The sequence below is a fragment of the Nocardia sp. SSK8 genome (genome assembly GCF_037034205.1).
In the GTDB taxonomy this organism is placed as follows: domain Bacteria; phylum Actinomycetota; class Actinomycetes; order Mycobacteriales; family Mycobacteriaceae; genus Nocardia.
Genome location: NZ_JBAGKD010000005.1, coordinates 255,292 through 270,874, shown reverse-complemented (window position 1 = coordinate 270,874; position 15,583 = coordinate 255,292). Strand labels below are relative to the sequence as shown.

At 70.4% G+C, this 15,583-nt stretch carries 19 protein-coding genes; 11 read left to right on the top strand and 8 right to left on the bottom strand.

Annotation, left to right across the window (positions count from 1 at the left end):
* Positions 1-226: 226 nt before the first annotated feature.
* From WA675_RS12400 to WA675_RS12375, 6 genes are all read left to right on the top strand, one after another.
* Positions 227-3,193 (top strand): ATP-binding protein, encoded by a 2,967-nt coding sequence (locus tag WA675_RS12400; protein WP_336084387.1) that lies wholly within the window; start codon positions 227-229, stop codon positions 3,191-3,193.
* A complete protein-coding gene (locus WA675_RS12395; protein WP_019049250.1) occupies positions 3,190-3,594 on the top strand; it encodes a roadblock/LC7 domain-containing protein in 405 nt (134 codons plus the stop codon). The genes WA675_RS12400 and WA675_RS12395 overlap by 4 nt, the downstream gene beginning before the upstream one ends.
* Positions 3,595-3,599: 5 nt before the next feature.
* On the top strand, positions 3,600-3,971 hold the full coding sequence (locus WA675_RS12390) for a DUF742 domain-containing protein (RefSeq protein ID WP_278261366.1): 372 nt from the start codon (positions 3,600-3,602) through the stop codon (positions 3,969-3,971).
* A gap of 4 nt (positions 3,972-3,975) precedes the next feature.
* A complete protein-coding gene (locus tag WA675_RS12385; RefSeq protein ID WP_278261890.1) occupies positions 3,976-4,575 on the top strand; it encodes a GTP-binding protein in 600 nt (199 codons plus the stop codon).
* On the top strand, positions 4,568-5,323 hold the full coding sequence (locus WA675_RS12380; protein WP_336084386.1) for a hypothetical protein: 756 nt from the start codon (positions 4,568-4,570) through the stop codon (positions 5,321-5,323). Before WA675_RS12385 ends, WA675_RS12380 begins: the two co-directional genes overlap by 8 nt.
* A gap of 488 nt (positions 5,324-5,811) precedes the next feature.
* Positions 5,812-6,036, top strand: coding sequence for a hypothetical protein (locus WA675_RS12375; RefSeq protein ID WP_336084385.1), 225 nt, complete (start codon positions 5,812-5,814; stop codon positions 6,034-6,036).
* 118 nt (positions 6,037-6,154) lie between these two features.
* On the opposite strand, the gene rpmF is transcribed toward WA675_RS12375, so the two are convergent.
* The 3 genes from rpmF to mrf are packed head-to-tail and all read right to left on the bottom strand — an operon-like array spanning position 6,155 to position 7,899.
* The gene (gene rpmF / locus WA675_RS12370) at positions 6,155-6,328 is read right to left on the bottom strand and encodes a 50S ribosomal protein L32 (RefSeq protein ID WP_278261369.1); all 174 of its coding nucleotides are present in this window, start codon (positions 6,326-6,328) and stop codon (positions 6,155-6,157) included.
* Positions 6,329-6,331: 3 nt separating this feature from the next.
* The gene (locus WA675_RS12365; protein ID WP_336084384.1) at positions 6,332-6,598 is read right to left on the bottom strand and encodes a type B 50S ribosomal protein L31; all 267 of its coding nucleotides are present in this window, start codon (positions 6,596-6,598) and stop codon (positions 6,332-6,334) included.
* Complete coding sequence (mrf, locus tag WA675_RS12360; RefSeq protein ID WP_336084383.1) at positions 6,595-7,899, bottom strand: ribosome hibernation factor-recruiting GTPase MRF; 1,305 nt, start codon at positions 7,897-7,899, stop codon at positions 6,595-6,597. Before mrf ends, WA675_RS12365 begins: the two co-directional genes overlap by 4 nt.
* Positions 7,900-8,003: 104 nt before the next feature.
* Between mrf and rpmB the strand changes: the two genes are divergently transcribed.
* The 4 genes from rpmB to rpsR are packed head-to-tail and all read left to right on the top strand — an operon-like array spanning position 8,004 to position 8,994.
* A complete protein-coding gene (gene rpmB / locus WA675_RS12355; protein WP_019049258.1) occupies positions 8,004-8,240 on the top strand; it encodes a 50S ribosomal protein L28 in 237 nt (78 codons plus the stop codon).
* Positions 8,241-8,250: 10 nt separating this feature from the next.
* A complete protein-coding gene (rpmG, locus tag WA675_RS12350) occupies positions 8,251-8,421 on the top strand; it encodes a 50S ribosomal protein L33 (RefSeq protein WP_278261372.1) in 171 nt (56 codons plus the stop codon).
* Positions 8,421-8,726 (top strand): 30S ribosomal protein S14, encoded by a 306-nt coding sequence (rpsN, locus tag WA675_RS12345; RefSeq protein ID WP_336084382.1) that lies wholly within the window; start codon positions 8,421-8,423, stop codon positions 8,724-8,726. The genes rpmG and rpsN overlap by 1 nt, the downstream gene beginning before the upstream one ends.
* Before the next feature lie 10 nt (positions 8,727-8,736).
* Positions 8,737-8,994 carry a 30S ribosomal protein S18 gene (gene rpsR, locus WA675_RS12340; protein WP_067979995.1) on the top strand — a complete coding sequence of 86 codons (258 nt, stop codon included), beginning with the start codon at positions 8,737-8,739 and terminating at the stop codon, positions 8,992-8,994.
* Positions 8,995-9,196: 202 nt separating this feature from the next.
* Here rpsR and WA675_RS12335 read toward each other — a convergent pair whose 3' ends face one another.
* Positions 9,197-9,754: a LysM peptidoglycan-binding domain-containing protein gene (locus WA675_RS12335; RefSeq protein WP_336084381.1), complete on the bottom strand. Its 558-nt coding sequence runs from the start codon at positions 9,752-9,754 to the stop codon at positions 9,197-9,199.
* 206 nt (positions 9,755-9,960) lie between these two features.
* Here WA675_RS12335 and WA675_RS12330 point away from each other — a divergent pair, with 206 nt between their 5' ends.
* Complete coding sequence (locus tag WA675_RS12330) at positions 9,961-10,386, top strand: hypothetical protein (RefSeq protein ID WP_336084380.1); 426 nt, start codon at positions 9,961-9,963, stop codon at positions 10,384-10,386.
* Between the two features lie 53 nt (positions 10,387-10,439).
* Here WA675_RS12330 and purH read toward each other — a convergent pair whose 3' ends face one another.
* From purH to WA675_RS12310, 4 genes are all read right to left on the bottom strand, one after another.
* Entirely contained in the window at positions 10,440-12,005 is a 1,566-nt protein-coding gene (gene purH / locus WA675_RS12325) for a bifunctional phosphoribosylaminoimidazolecarboxamide formyltransferase/IMP cyclohydrolase (protein ID WP_336084379.1), read from the bottom strand.
* On the bottom strand, positions 12,002-12,658 hold the full coding sequence (purN, locus tag WA675_RS12320; RefSeq protein WP_336084534.1) for a phosphoribosylglycinamide formyltransferase: 657 nt from the start codon (positions 12,656-12,658) through the stop codon (positions 12,002-12,004). Before purN ends, purH begins: the two co-directional genes overlap by 4 nt.
* Positions 12,659-12,715: 57 nt before the next feature.
* Entirely contained in the window at positions 12,716-14,227 is a 1,512-nt protein-coding gene (locus tag WA675_RS12315) for a cell division protein PerM (RefSeq protein ID WP_336084378.1), read from the bottom strand.
* A 169-nt stretch (positions 14,228-14,396) separates the two neighbouring features.
* A complete protein-coding gene (locus tag WA675_RS12310) occupies positions 14,397-15,455 on the bottom strand; it encodes a DUF5336 domain-containing protein (protein WP_336084377.1) in 1,059 nt (352 codons plus the stop codon).
* Positions 15,456-15,583: the final 128 nt, after the last annotated feature.

The window sequence follows — 15,583 nt, the reverse complement described above, 5'->3', positions numbered from 1 at the left end:
GCCCGGCAGCGAACGTTGGAGCTCTTGACAAAGCCTCGCGAATCGTCTTTGTGGCAGCGCATATTCGGCGAAATTCCAGGGGCATGGCCCGGATTGCCGTTGATCACCCAGCACGGTATCTTTCCTGCGGTATAACAAGACCTCCAGTTGGTTCTGCGCTCGCATCGCTCCGCGACCTCCCCGCGCGGGCCGGAGTCACACGTGGAAGCAGAGGCAACGCACGCGGATGGAACCTGCATCGCGCTCCTGGCAATTCAGCCTGTCCAACTGGTCGGTAACGCGCAAGGTCGGTGTGGTGCTGGTGCTGCCGGTGATGCTGGCGACCGGCTTCGCCGTGCTGCGCATCAACAACGAGCTGCAGACCATGACCCAGCTCAGCGCCGCCACCGAACAGGCCACCGTGCTGCGTCCGGTCGTCAAATTCGCCAACGCGACCGAGCAACTCGCCGTCGCCGCGACCGCCAACTGGGGCGCGATCGCCGACCCGCAGACCGACGCCGCGCTCACCACCTATGACCAGGCCCTCGCCGAGGTCCGCAACGCGCTGAGTTCGGCGCGCATCGATCCCACCGTCGCCGCCGACCTCACCGCCGCCACCGCCGCGGGCACCACCCTGCGCGATATCGTGCGCGGCGGCTCGCCCGCGATGGTCAGCGAGCAGACCGACGAGATCGCCGACCGGATCGGCAACGCGCTGGCCAAGACCCCGGTGGTCGAGGACTTCCTCGTGCAGCGCTACTTCCTGCAGCTGACCGCGCTGCACCAGGCCCGCCGGGTGCTCACCAGGGAACGCACCCTGGTCGTGTCGCCGGAGGCCACCAGCACCGCCAGCGCGCGGGCCAGGATGCTCATCGAGTTGGGCTCCGAGTCCACCATGATCAAGACCTACGGCATGATCCTGCCGGAGAACGCGGGCGCGATGGCCTCACTGCTGGACGCGGTGCAGACCCGGATCAGCGTGTTCAGCCAGAACAACGCCGACCCCACCACCAACGCCGCGGTGCTCAACACCCTGCAGGTCAGCGCCGACACCTACAGCGCCACCATCAACAACCTGCTCGACATGGTCGACCGCACCCTCGACGAGAACACCGCCACCGCCCAGACCGCCGCGCTGCGCGAGACCACCCTGGTACTCGGCATGCTGCTGGCCGGTCTGGCGCTGGCCCTTGCGGTGGCGCGCACGCTGGTGGTACCGGTGCGCAGGCTGCGCCGCGACGCGCTCGAGGTCGCGCACGTGAAGCTGCCCGACGAACTCGCCGTGGTGCGCAGCGGCGGGGCCACCCCCGAGATCGCCCCGGTGGGCGTGCATTCCACCGACGAGGTGGGTCAGCTGGCCCGCGCGGTCGACGAGATCCACGAGCAGGCCCTGAATCTGGCCGCCGACCAGGCCCGCCTGCGGCTGCAGATCGGCAACATGTTCGAGACGCTCTCGCGCCGCAGTCAGTCGCTGGTGGAGCAGCAGCTCGCGCTCATCGAGGAGCTCGAGCACGAGGAGGACAACCCCTCCCGGCTGCAGACACTGTTCCGCCTCGACCACCTCGCCACCCGCATGCGCCGCAACGGCGACAACCTGCTCGTGCTGGCGGGCACCGCGCTGCGCCGCGGGCACCTGCCGCCGGTGCCGCTGTCGGACATGCTGTGGAGCGCGGTCTCCCAGGTGGAGGATTACCAGCGCGTCGAGATCGGCAATGTGCCCGACGGCGTGGTCGCCGGTGAGTCCGCGGTCGATATCGAGCACCTGCTCGCCGAGCTGATCGACAACGCGCTGCGCTACTCCCCGCCGAGCACCTCGGTGGCGGTCATCGTCGGGCGCGCGGTGGACGGCGGCTATCTGATCGAGATCACCGACCGCGGCCTCGGCATGTCGGCCGAGGACCTGCAGACCACCAACGACCGGCTCGCCTCCGGTGGTGAGGTCACCATCGAGACCGCCCGCCGGATGGGTCTTTTCGTGGTCGGCAGGCTGGCCAAGCGGCACACCATCACCGTCAGCCTGCGCCGTACCGCCGGGCAGCCCGCCCAGCCCGGCATCACCGCCAGCGTGCACCTGCCCAGCGCGCTGGTCGCGCCGACGCCCGCGTCCTCGGGGCCGCCGACCGGCCCCAACCCGATCGTGCCGACCGGCCCGAACCCGATCGTGCCCAGCGCGATCGGCCCGCACGCGCTGACCCCCGCCGACATCACCGGCCCCAACCCGATCATCGCCCCCGACCTCGCCGGGCCGAACCCACTGCTCCCCTCGGCCACCGGCCCGAACCCACTGCTTCCGTCGGCCACCGGCCCGAACCCGCTGATCCCGTCGGCCGCCACCGGCCCGCACCCGCTGGTCCCCTCCGCCGCGACCGGCCCGCACCCGCTGGTGCCGTCCGCCGCCACCGGCCCGCATCCGCTGGTCCCCCCGGCCGCCCCCGACGCGCACCCGCTGGTGCCGACCGGCCCGCATCCCCTGGTGCCGACCGGCCCGACGCTGGTCCCCCTGGACGCGAACGCCCCGCGCACCGAAGCCGGTCTGCCGCAGCGCCGTCCGGCCGCGGTGCCGCCGCCCCCGCCCGAACCGGTGGCCGCCGAGTCCGACGAACCCACCGGACTGTGGGCCGAACACGAGCACGACACCGACGACCTGCCCGTCCCGGCGGCCCCCGAGCCCGTCCCGGCGGCCCCCGAGCCCGTCACGCTATCCCCCGAAGCCGTCGCGGCGATCCCCGATCCGGCGCGCGCCCCGCGCGGCACCGGCCTGCCGCAACGCCTGACGGCCCCCGCGCGCCCCGAACCAGAACCCGAACCGCAACCTGTCGAGGACGAGCAGGGCCCCGCGACGAGCACCCGGCTGCAGCCGGTGACCGGCGAGGCGCCCACCCCGATCTACCAGCGGATGGTCTCGGAATGGCTGGTCGAACCCGCCACCGCGAGCGACGAATCCGGCGGCAACGGCGCGTCCTCGTGGAGCGCCCCCGGTGACGACGGCTGGTCGGCGGCGGCCAGCGCGGGCAGCCCGCCGACCTCCTCGCGCACCGTGGGCGGTCTGCCGATCCGTAGACCAGGGGCCCAGCTGGTGCCCGGCGGCCTGTCCCCCGCCGAGGAAGCGGGCGCGCGTGATCCCGAGGAGATCCGCAACAACTTGACCCGACATCTCAGCGGCGTTCGCAGTGGCCGCGCCGAGATCCAGCACAACGACGGAGGCCTCGAATGAGCAACGCGCATCCCACGGACGAGAACCTGAACTGGCTGGTCGCCCGCTTCACCCGGGATGTGCCCGGTGTCTCGCACGCGGTGCTCGTCTCCGCCGACGGCCTGCTGCAGGCCACCAGCCCGCACCTGCCGTCGGATCGCGCCGAGCAGCTGGCCGCGGTGACCGCGGGCCTGGCGAGCCTGTCGATGGGCGCGGCGCACCTGTTCGACGGCGGTAAGGTGATGCAGTCGATCGTGGAGATGCAGCGCGGCTACCTGCTGGTGATGAGCGTCGGAAACGGTTCGCACCTGGCGGTTCTGGCCAACAAGAGCCACGACATCGGCCGCATCGGCTACGAGATGGCGTTGCTCGTCGACCGGGTGGGCTCGGCGGTCACCGCCACCGCCCGCTCCGCGGGCTAGGTGAGATGTCGAGTCCCTACGGATCCGAGAACCGGCCGACCACACGGGTCAGGCCCTATGCCCTGACCTCCGGCCGTACCGAACCCGCGATCGCGCTGCCGCTGGAGGCGGTGATCGAAACGGTCTCCTATACCGCACACTTGGAGTGGCCCGCAGGCGATCTGCGGACCGAAATCGTGCGTCTTGGCACACATCGGCTCTCGGTCGCCGAAATAGCTGCATACCTCGGGCGCCCACTGGGTATGGTCCGGGTGATGATCGGTGATCTCGTAGTAGGCGGGATTCTTCGAGTGCATTCGACGCTGACCGAGCAGGCGAGCTACGACGAACGCCGATCACTGATGGAGAGGACTTTGCGTGGACTCCGTGGCCTCTGATGGCATGCGCCCACCGACACCGGACCAGCGCGTCGCGTCGACGAAGATCGTCGTGGCGGGCGGATTCGGTGCAGGAAAGACCACTTTCGTGGGCGCGGTGTCGGAGATCGTGCCACTGCGCACCGAAGCGATGGTGACCCACTTCTCCGACGGCATCGACGATCTCGCCGAGACGCCGGAGAAGGAAACCACCACCGTCGCGATGGATTTCGGCCGCATCGTGCTGCCGGGCAACCTGGTGCTGTACCTGTTCGGCACCCCGGGCCAGAAGCGCTTCTGGTTCATGTGGGACGACCTGATCCGCGGCGCCATCGGCGCGGTGGTGCTGATCGATACCCGCAGGCTGGAGGACAGTTTCGCGGCCGTCGACTTCTTCGAGGCGCGCGGGCTGCCGTTCCTGATCGCGGTCAACCGCTTCCCCAACGCCCCGCGCTTCCCGATCGCCGAACTGCGCGAGGCGCTCTCGGTGCGCGAGGGCATCCCGATCGTCGACATCGACGCGCGCAATGCCGTCGAGGTCCGTCAGGCACTGGCGGCGGTGACCGAATACGCCATCGCCCAGCTCGAGCCGCAGCAGTTCGAGGGGGCGGGCAGGCGTGGTTGACGCGCTCGCCGCGACCGGGGCCGACGCCTTCGGGCGCGGCGGCGGGGTCGCCTGGCTGGCCCCGGCGCTGTCGGTGCTCGGCGCGCTGGTGGCCTTCGCCTGCGTGCGCCATGCCCGGTACTCGATCAAGTTCCGGCTGCTGTGGCTGACCATGGCGGCGGTCTCGCTCGGCGGGGTCGGGCTGTGGCTGGCCAATTCGGTGGCGCTGCTCGGCGTGCAGGTGCACGACAGTCCGGTGCGCTACAGCGCCGCGATCGGTACCTCGGCGCTGGCCATCGCGGTGGTCGGGGTGCTGGCCGGGCTGCTGATCGGCGGCCGCGCACCGCACCTACCGCGGGTGATCGTCGGCGGGCTGACCATGGGCGTGAGCATCGGGTTGTCGACCTATCTCACTCTGGACGCGCTCACGGTGCAGGGCAGTGTCGACGAATCGCTGGGCCTGATCGGGCTGGCCATGCTGGCCGCGATGGCCCTGTGCACCGCCATGCTGTGGGCGTTCGGAGCGGTGCGGCTGGTCGGGCTGCGGGTGCTGGCCTCGGTACTGTTCGCGCTGGGCGTGGCCGGGGTGTACCACCTCGGGGTCGCGGCCCTGGAGTTCTCGATCGATCCCGGAACGCGCGCGCCCGTCGGGCTGCAGCTGTTCGATCTGGTGTTCCCGATGTTCGTGATCGGGGCGCTGGGATTGACGGTCCCGATCACCGCGGTGCTGGTGGCACCGGACCGGCGCGACGCCGCGTCGACCAGCTAACGTCCGGTTTGCCGGAAAATTTGTGGACGCCCGCCCCATTCGCGAAATCTCGCGCGAGCGACCGGATCCGGCCGGAAAACCGCCCCTGAAGTGGCGATGAGCGGGTTCTCCGTCACCGGAGAACCCGCCCTCGTGCACGAGAGTACATACCCGTCCAGGACTCCGCATCAGGTGTTCCGGAATTCTCTTGTGCCAGAAAACAAACCGCGAGTCCACAATTCACTCGCCAGCAATCACCCGGCAAGCTCGTCGACCGCCTCTCGCCAAGTGGCGTGTGTCACACGGTTAACCGGCCGATTGCCCCGAACCCGCCCAGAGCCCCTGAACAGGCACAACAGGGCGCGGGTAAGACCCCTGGACAAGAAGCCCCTGGTCACGCCCCATCCACGGCGCGTTCGGCCACCACACCGGCCCCGGCGGGACTATCGTCGCGGATGGGCGCTTTCGTCTCGCCCAGCACATCCCCGGGTTCGTCCGAAGGAGTTCGTATGGCCGTCAACGTGGTGCTCGACAAAGTTCTCGACAAGGAATTCGAAAACAAGACGCTCGCGGAGATCCTCGCCGCACCGCCGTCGGCCCTGGCCGGGCTGACCGAGGCGCACGACAAGCAGCTGCTCGAGGCGCTCAAGATCAAGACCATCGCCGACCTGGGCAACAACAAGTTCTTCCAGCTCGCGGCGACGCTGGTCGCCCTCGCCGAACGCGAAGGCTGAGAACTCCAGCCAACAGCAACGGCCTGCCGGGTTTCCCCGGCAGGCCGTTGTGGTGTCGGTTCCCCGATCCGGGTTGTCCCCTCCGAAACGGCTCCTCGACTCCGGTGCGGCGCGTCCCTCAGATCCGCGAAGGGTCGATCAGGCCACGTCGCACGGCATTGACGATACGACGTGGCACCCGGTATTCGACACCCGCCACGGTGACCGGAACCAGCTGCGGCACCGCCGCCTTCCACTGCGAACGCCTGCTGCGGGTGTTCGAGCGCGACATCCTACGCTTGGGAACCGCCATGACTCAGCCCTCCTTGCCTGCGCGCGTACGCTTTCCGTACTTGCGCTCGAACTTCTCCACCCGGCCCTGGGTGTCGAGATTGCGATGGGTGCCCGTCCAGAACGGGTGCGAATCCGAGGTCACGTCGACCATCAGCAGCGGATAGGTGTTCCCGTCGGACCACTCGACGGTGCGGTCGCTGGTCGCGGTGGACTTGGTCAGGAACTGCTTGCCGGTGCTCGCGTCCTCGAACACGACCGGGTGGTAATCGGGGTGGATGCCCGCTTTCATGCTGATTCTCCTCGGGGGTTGGTGCGCTCGCTCGCCGTGGCGGGTGCCTCGGCGGGGTCGGCGCAGGGGTCTTCGTGCCAGTCGCCGAAGGGGTCCTCCCACAGCGCGACTCGCTCCGGCGCGCGGTCGACCAGCAGCAGCTCGTCGTCCTCGACCAGGGCCCAGTGCAGGGCGTGCCGGATCTCCGCCGGGTCCACGTCGTGGGCCAGGATCACCAGCGACACATCGCGATCGCCGAAACGGTCGTCCCAGCGCAGCGCGGCCATCGCCCGGCGGTCCGGGTCGGCCCCGGCCTGTTCCTCGGGACTCATCGCGGCCAGCCAGCGCCCGGCGCTGCCCACCCGCAGGCCGCCACCCGCGGACTCCAGCCAGACCACCTGGTCGGGCTGGGTGGCCAGCCAGATCCGGCCGCGCGCGGTGACCACGCCGTCGAAGAGCACATCGAGCGCGTCGTGCAGGCGCACCGGATGGAACGGCCTGCGCGCGGCGAACTCGATGAGCGAGACGCCGCAGTCGGTGGTCAGCGGGGGCTGGCCGCGCAGCAGCGGGGCGTGCGCGTCGAAGACGCGGCCGCGCCGGGAATCGGCGGGCACGCGAGTGAGCAGCGCGCCGATCTCCATGTCGTCGAAGCCGGTCAGCGTGTCGAGCCAGGCCGTCGGTGCCGCGGGGGCGAGCCGGTCGAGCACCGCGCCCAGCCGCTCGCGTTCGAGCGCGTCGACATCGGTGGCCAGCACCACCAGCGCGTCGGCGAACTCGACCTGCCCGACGGCCACCTGGGCGACCGTGCGCTCGTCGTCGGCGGCGGCCAGGCCGCGGTCGGCCAGCGCCTCGTCACCGGTCGCGTCGGCCAGCCACTGCTGCCCGTCCAGGCAGGTCAGCACGGCCTCGATCCGGACATTGCGGCTCGCGGGCCCGTCGACCCGATCGGCCACCCCGGTGACCTCGACGGTCTCGATCGCCTGGCACAGCGCCTCGGCCTCGATGGCCGGGTCCAGCGCCAGCACGATGCGCCGCACCGGCTCGCGCGCGGCGAGCGTGCACAGCATCGGCAGCAGGTCGGCGCGCAGCGTGCACGACACACAGCCGTGCGCCAGCTCGAGCACGGTGGTGGCGACATTGCCCGCGGTGCGCACGGTGCGGCGCACCACGCCTTCGCGCAGTTCGGCCAGGTCGTGGTGCACCACCACGGTGCCCGCGTCCTGGCTCAGCGTCGCCGCGATGTGCTCGACGCCGCTCATGGCGGGTCCGGAGAAGCCAGCCAGCAGCACCACGGGCGTTCTCCGGTCGGACTGGTCCAGCACCCGATACCCCTTTCGATAACGATTTTCATTTACCCGAGGGCCAACGGTACAGTGCGGAATACCTGTTGTCGAAAATGGTTGTCATATCCATGGAGGGAGGTCGCATGTCGGCCCACTGCCAGGTCACCGGTCGCAAGCCCGGGTTCGGGAAAGCCGTCTCGCACTCGCACCGGCGCACCAACCGGCGCTGGAACCCCAACATCCAGCGCAAGACCTACTACCTGCCCAGCGAGGGCCGTCGCATCACGCTGACGGTCTCCGCCAAGGGCATCAAGACCATCGACCGGGACGGGATCGAGGCCGTGGTGGCCCGCATCCGCGCCCGGGGCGACAAGATCTAGGAGCTGATCCATGGCCTCGAAAGCGACCGAACTCCGGCCGATCGTGAAGCTGAAGTCCACCGCGGGCACCGGCTACACCTACGTCACCCGCAAGAACCGGCGCAACGACCCCGACCGCCTGGTCCTGCGCAAATACGACCCCGTCGTGCGCAAGCACGTCGATTTCCGCGAGGAGCGCTGATGGCGAAGAAGTCCAAGATCGCCCGCAACGAGCAGCGCCGCGCCATCGTCGAGCGCTACGCCGCGCGCCGGGCCGAGCTCAAGGAGATCATCCGCAAGCCCGACACCGGCGACGAGCAGCGCGCGGCCGCGCAGGCCGAACTGCGCGCCCAGCCCCGCGATGCCAGTCCGGTACGATTGCGCAATCGGGATGCTGCTGATGGACGGCCACGCGGCCATCTCCGGAAGTTCGGCCTGTCCCGTGTCCGTGTGCGCGAGATGGCCCACCGGGGCGAGCTCCCCGGGGTCCACAAATCGAGCTGGTAAGGAAAACTCCATGGCAGTGAAGCGAGCACCGTCCAAGAAGGCACGCGCCGAGCAGGGCCGCAAGCCGAAGAAGAACCCGCTGATCGCGGCGGGCATCGAATACGTCGACTACAAAGACGTCAACCTGCTGCGCACCTTCATCTCCGATCGCGGCAAGATCCGCAGCCGCCGGGTCACCGGGCTGACCCCGCAGCAGCAGCGACAGGTCGCCGTCGCGGTGAAGAACGCGCGCGAGATGGCGCTGCTGCCCTTCACCACCACGAAGTAGCGCCGACGCGAAAGTGGCCCCGAAGCAAGAGCTTCGGGGCCACTTTCATGTCCAGCGCAACCACCGCGGAGGGAGTCTTACGACCGACCGTTCGCGGCCGGGTCGCCGGTCAGGTGCCGCGGCGTAGGCGACGAAGGAGCAAGCCGCGGTGCCTGACCGGCGGCCCCTAGGGGCCGCGAACCCGCGGCCCCGGCCGCCCATGTCACGGGATGGTCAGGACCTGGCCCGCGTTGATGAGGTCCGGGTTGTCGATACCGGAGGCCGAGGCGATCTCCTGGTAGCGGTTGCCGTCACCGTAGAAACGCTCCGAGATGGCCCACAGGGTGTCGCCCGGCTCGACCGTGTAGGTCTGCGCGGCGGGCGCGGCCGGTGGCTCCTCGGCGACCGGCGCCGCGGCGACGGGCTCCGGGGCGGGCAGCGGGTTGTCGGTGTTGGTGGCGGTGGCCCACGCGACCGAGTCGTCGGTGCCGTAGATCACGACATTGCGGTCGGGCTGGACGACCAGACGCTCGACGTTCTTGCCCACGGTATCGGTCGACCAGACGCGGGCGCCGTCACCCTTGTAGAGGACGAAGTCGCCATCGATCTGCAGGGCCGCGCGCTGCACGTCCTGTCCATGAGTTTGTGCGGCCCACACGACGTTACCGTCGGGCTCGGACAGCACCAGGTTGCCGTCCGGCTGCAGGGCCAGGGTGTACGCACCGCCGGTCAGGGACTGTCCCAGTCCCAGTTCTTCGCCTACGCGCAGCGTGTCGCCCACGTTCGTCCTTTCGAAGATCCAGTTGCAGAGCATCCAACAGAACGATGCTCGCCGTATGCCACGGCGGCGCATCGCAGCCGAATGTAGTCCTCGCAGAGCGGAAATGGGTGAGTTACGCGCACGGTTCGCGCAAAGTTCACTGTGGGCTGGATCGCGTTTAGAATGCCCGCCCCGCGCGCACCCGCGCCGCGTCTAGGCTGATCGCCATGAGAACCGTCGCGCGCACCGCAGCCACCCTGGCCGCCCTCGCCCTGCCCCTCACCGCGTGCGGCACCGCCGATTCCCCGGCCTCCCACCCCGATACGACCACCATCGTCGAGGCACCGGACGCCGCCACCGGCCACCGCTTCACCCCGGACCCCACCATCCTGGAGCCCCACCCGCTCCCCGCGGATTCGTGGACCCGCCTGAGCGACAACACGATCGGCGTCAACTTCCAAACCGGCAACCCCCAGTGCTACGGCATCGACGCCACCGTCACCGAATCCCCCGACGCCGTCACCATCACCCTCCGCGCGGGCTCCCGCGCCGACGCCGCAGGCAAAATGTGCACCATGAACATCATCTTCGGCACCGTGGAACTCCCGCTGGAGTCCCCGCTCGGCTCCCGGCAGGTCCTCGGCACCGTGTAGAACGCCAACGGGTGCCGCACCAGGCTGGTGCGGCACCCGTTGACGTGGTCGGATCAGTGCGCGAAGTGGCGGGCGCCCGTCAGGTAGAGGGTGACGCCTGCTTCCTTGCAGAGTTCGACGGTGTCCTTGTCGCGGATCGAGCCACCGGGGTGGACGATGGCGCGCACGCCCGCGGCCACCAGGATCTGGGGGCCGTCGGAGAACGGGAAGAACGCGTCGGAGGCGGCGACGGAACCGGTGGCGCGGTCACCGGCACGCTCGACGGCGAGCTTGCAGGAGTCGACGCGGTTGACCTGGCCCATGCCGACGCCGACGGCGGCGCCGTCGTTGGCCAGCAGGATGGCGTTGGACTTCACGGCACGGCAAGCGCGCCAAGCGAATTCGAGGTCGGCCAAGGTGGTGGCGTCGGCCGGGTCGCCCGCGGCGAGGGTCCAGTTGACCGGGTCGTCGCCCGCGGCATCGAGGACGTCGCGGTCCTGCAGCAGCGCGCCGCCGCTGATCGGGCGCAGCTCCACGCCCTTGCGCTGCGGCGGTTCGGCCACGAGCACGCGCACATTCTTCTTGCGCTGCAGCACTTCCACCGCACCGGGCGCGTACCCGGGCGCCACGATGACCTCGGTGAAGATCTCGGCGACCTGCTCGGCCATCTCCACGCTGACCTCGCGGTTGGCCGCGATCACGCCGCCGTAGGCGCTGACCGGGTCGGTGGCGTGGGCCTTGCGGTGCGCCTCGGCGATATCGGCGCCGATGGCGATGCCGCACGGGTTGGCGTGCTTGATCACCGCGACGGCGGGCTCGTCGAAGTCGAAGGCGGCGCGCCAGGCGGCGTCACCGTCGGTGTAGTTGTTGTACGACATCTCCTTGCCGTGCAACTGCTCCGCCTGCGCGATGCCCACGGTGCCGTCGTTGCTGGTGTACAGCGCGGCGGCCTGATGCGGGTTCTCGCCGTAGCGCAGCACCGCGGCGCGCTCCCAGGAACCGGCGACCCAGCCGGGGAACTGCTCGGTCTCCTCGGCGACGGCGGGCACGGCGACCGAGCCCATCCAGCTCGCGACGGCCACGTCGTAGCTCGCGGTGTGCTGGAAGGCCTTGGCGGCCAGCGCGGTCCGCTCGGCGAGGGTGAACCCGCCGGACTTCACGGCGGCGAGCACGTCGTCGTAGTCGGTGACGTCGACGACCACACCCACCGACGGGTGGTTCTTGGCGGCGGCACGCACCATCGACGGCCCGCCGATATCGATCTGCTCGACACACTCGTCGACGCTGGCGCCACTGGCCACGGTCTGGGTGAACGGGTAGAGGTTCACCACCACCAGCTGGAACGCCTCGACACCCAGTTCGACGAGCTGCTCGACATGCTCGGGACGGCGGGTGTCGGCCAGGATGCCCGCGTGCACGCGCGGATGCAGCGTCTTGACGCGGCCGTCGAGGGTCTCCGGGAACCCGGTCAGCTCCTCGACCTTGGTGACCGGAATACCCGCCTCGGCGATCTTGCCCGCGGTCGAGCCGGTCGACACCAGTTCCACGCCCGCGGCGTGCAGTCCGGTGGCCAGCTCGACGAGCCCGGTCTTGTCGTAGACGCTCACCAGCGCCCTGCGGATCGCCTTACGTTCACTCACCGGCGTGCTCGCTCATCTGGAATTTCTGCCTTTCGTCCGTCGGAGACAATGCCTCGGGTCGCGACGGCGGCGATGACCTCCGCCAGCAACCGTCGCTCGACAACCTTGATGCGCTCGTGCAGGGTGGCCTCGTCGTCGCCGGGCAGCACCTCGACCGCCTCCTGCGCCAGGATCGGGCCGGTGTCGACGCCCCCGTCGACCAGGTGCACCGTGCAGCCGGTGACCTTGGCGCCGTAGGCGAGCGCGTCGCGCACCCCGTGCGCGCCGGGGAACGCGGGCAGCAGCGCGGGATGGGTGTTGATGAACCGGCCGCCGAACCGCTCGAGGAACGCGGGGCCGACGATCTTCATGAACCCGGCGGACACGACCAGATCGGGCCGGAAGGCGTCGACGGCCTCGGTCAGCGCGTGGTCCCAGGCGGCGCGGTCGGGGAAATCCTTGACCGCGACACGGAAGTGCTCGATGCCCGCGGTCTCGGCGTGGTCGGTGGCCTGGCAGACCCGGTCGACACCCACCGCGACGATCTTCGCGGGGTAGCCGGGCTCGCGCGCGGCGGCCAGCAGCGCGTTGAGCAGCGAGCCGGTGCCCGAGGCGAGGACGACGACGGTGGCCGGGGTCCCTGCGGGCTTCCACGGGGCGAACGAGGACGTCAGCGCTCTACTCCTGCGTGTGGTCGGATGGCGGCGATCGGCGATACCGCCGGGTCGAGCTTAACGACCGGTGGTCGTGTCACCTTCCGGCAGGTCCGCCTCGACCACCTCGGCGTCGACGATCTCCGCGTTGGGCTCGGTGGTGGAGCCGGGGGCGGCGATGCTCACCTCGACCTCGTCGTCGATGTCCTCGACGAGCTCGGCGTCGAGTTCGACGGCGGGATCGGCGTCGGCATAGGTGTCGTCGTCGTGGTCGGTGTCGTCGGGGTCCGCGTCGTCCTCGTCGTCGTAGAAGTAGTCGTCCTCGTCGTAGTAGTCGTCGTAGTCGTCTTCGTCGTAGTCCTCGACCGGCGCGGCCGGGGCCAGGAAGCGGCGGGCGAAGACCATGCCGACGAAACCGCCGAAGCCGAACCAGGTCACCATCAGCGGGACCAGCATGAGCAGGTCGACCCCCACCCAGCCGACGGCGCCGAGCTGACCGCTGCCGAGCGCGGCGAGCACCAGGAACGCCAGCGTGGACAGGCCAGCGGAGGTGAGCGTCGCCCACGGGGCGCCGGGGCGGTCGTCGCTGGTGCGGCCGAGTTCGATGCCGCCGAGCACGCCCACGGCGAGCGGGACCAGCAGCAGCGCGGGCCACCAGGCCGAGGCCGGGCCCTCGGGCACCGGGATCAGCGCGGGCACCGCGGGCAGCTGACCACCGCCGACCCCGAACAGCCCGACCGACCCGGTCCCGAACTGCACGGCGGCACCACACAGCAGACCGGCCGCGGCGATCACCACATTCGGCAGATACAGCAGCGAGAGCAGGCTCATGCCGAGCACATCGGTGACGTTGTGCGCCTGCTGATAGGTCCCCTCGAAGCGAGACAGGTGGGCGAACAGCGAGATCACCGTGGCCAGCGCGGCACAGCCCAGCATCCGCAACACGGTGCGCCGGGCGGCCCGCGCGCCCAGCACGGCCCACTCCGGGATCTCCACCGGCAGCAGGTCGCATAGCGCGGGCCAGGCGCGGCTCGCGATCCCGGCGGCCGCCGCGCCCAGGTACAGCACGATCACCCAGCCGAAGGCCGAGATCGGCCCGGGCCGTTCCAGCGGGGTGACACCCGCGGCGTCCCCGGTGACGGCCAGGCACACCGCCGTCATCAGCAGCGGCCCGGCGAGCACGGCACCGGCCAGCCAGGCCAGATCGATCGGTTGCGGCCGATTCGGCACCGCCCGTGCGCATTCGCGGGCCGCCAGCCAGACCAGCAGCGCGGTGGGCACCAGCGGCAGCAGACCCAGCGTGGTGCGGCCGACGGTGAGCGGAATCTGATGGGCGGCGAGCCAAGTGGCCCCGACCGCGCCGGGCGCGCTGGTGAGCTCGGTCTCGGTGGTCAGCATGACCACCAGCACGAGCGTCACCGTAGCAGCCAGCGCGCAGATCGTCGGCCGGGCGGCGACCAGCAGCAGCGCCCGCGCGCGCTCGGGCGAGGGTGTCCACCAGCCAGGTTCGCGACCGGGCGGCGGTGCGGCGTCCTCGCGGCCGAGCGACCCGGAAGTCCGGCGCACCAGGGCGTTACTACGGGAGCTCATGACAATTCAGCGTGGCAGCTTCCCCGGCGGGCGCGGGTCAGGCGCGCCGCGAGCCCACAGGCACTGACCTGTGGGCTCGCGATCGCGGTCCTGTGCCACCCGCGGCGGCCGTGCGTATTCGGGCATACCCGGCGCGTCCGTACACCGAGGCCGGGCATGCCCGCGGTGTCTACTTCTGGTCGTCGTTCGGGCGGAACGCGGTGGTGGCGTCGGCCGCCGGGTCGGCAGTCTGCTCGCCACCGAACGGCTGACCCGCCGCGGTGCCCGGCTGCGCGGCCGGAGTGCCCGGCTGCGCACCGTAGGACGCACCGCCGAACGCCTGCTGCTGACCCGGCTGCTGGCCACCGAAGTTCTGCGTGGCGCTCTCGTCGGGACGCGGCTGCTGCGGGGCGGCGCCGTAGGGCGACTGCTGCTGCGGCGCACCGTACTGCTGGCCGTAGGGCGACTGCTGCTGCGGCTGCTGGCCGTAGGACGGCTGACCCGGCTGACCCGGCTGCTGGCCGTAGGACGGCTGCTGGGCCTGCGGCACCGACGGCTGGCTCTGCTGGCCGTAGGGCGACTGGGTGGGGTACTGACCACCGGTCGAGGGCTGGCCGTAGGCCTGCTGCTGCCCGTACTGCTGCTGCCCGGGCTGGCCGTAGCCGCCCTGCTGGCCGTAACCCTGCTGGCCGTACTGGCCGTACTGACCCGGCTGCTGCTGCGGCTGAGCCGGTTTCGGCGCGGGCACCTTGATGATGCCGAGACCGAACAGCAGCGCCAGCACCAGCAGCACCGCGACGATGAACGACAGCGCGGTGATGACGTAGGAGCCCCACTGCAGCTCGGTGCCGTCGCCCGCCTTGATCAGCGACACGACGATGCCCGCGAACCCGGCCACGGCGGCGGCCGCCGCCACACCGAGCGCATTCTGCTTGGGTAGCAACGACAATCCGGCCAGCAGCGCGGCCAGCAGCACCAGCGTGGCGTTGGCCGAGCCGGTGGTCTCGAAGATGGACGCGGTCTCGGTGGTCTTGAGCAGGGTGATGCCCACGAACGGCGCGAAACCGAGCAGGAACGTCACCACACCGAGTCCGGCGGCGGCCGCGGTCAGGAGGAAGGGCAGGCCCTTGGTCTCCGCGCCGTCGGCGGTCGATGGCGCAGCCGCGGCGGCTCCGGTGCTCGGGCCCTGGCTGGGCGCGGCGGGTGTCGCGGGTGCGTTGTACCCGGAGCCCCCGGTCGGGTATGACATGTCGTCGTCTCCTTGTCGAGTCGTGCGCATCGGTCGCGTCGAACTGACTGGTGGTGATCCGGTCTTGACGCTACTGCACGCGCTGTCCCGGGTCATCACCAACCGATCGGCCTGTGGATAAACCGCGG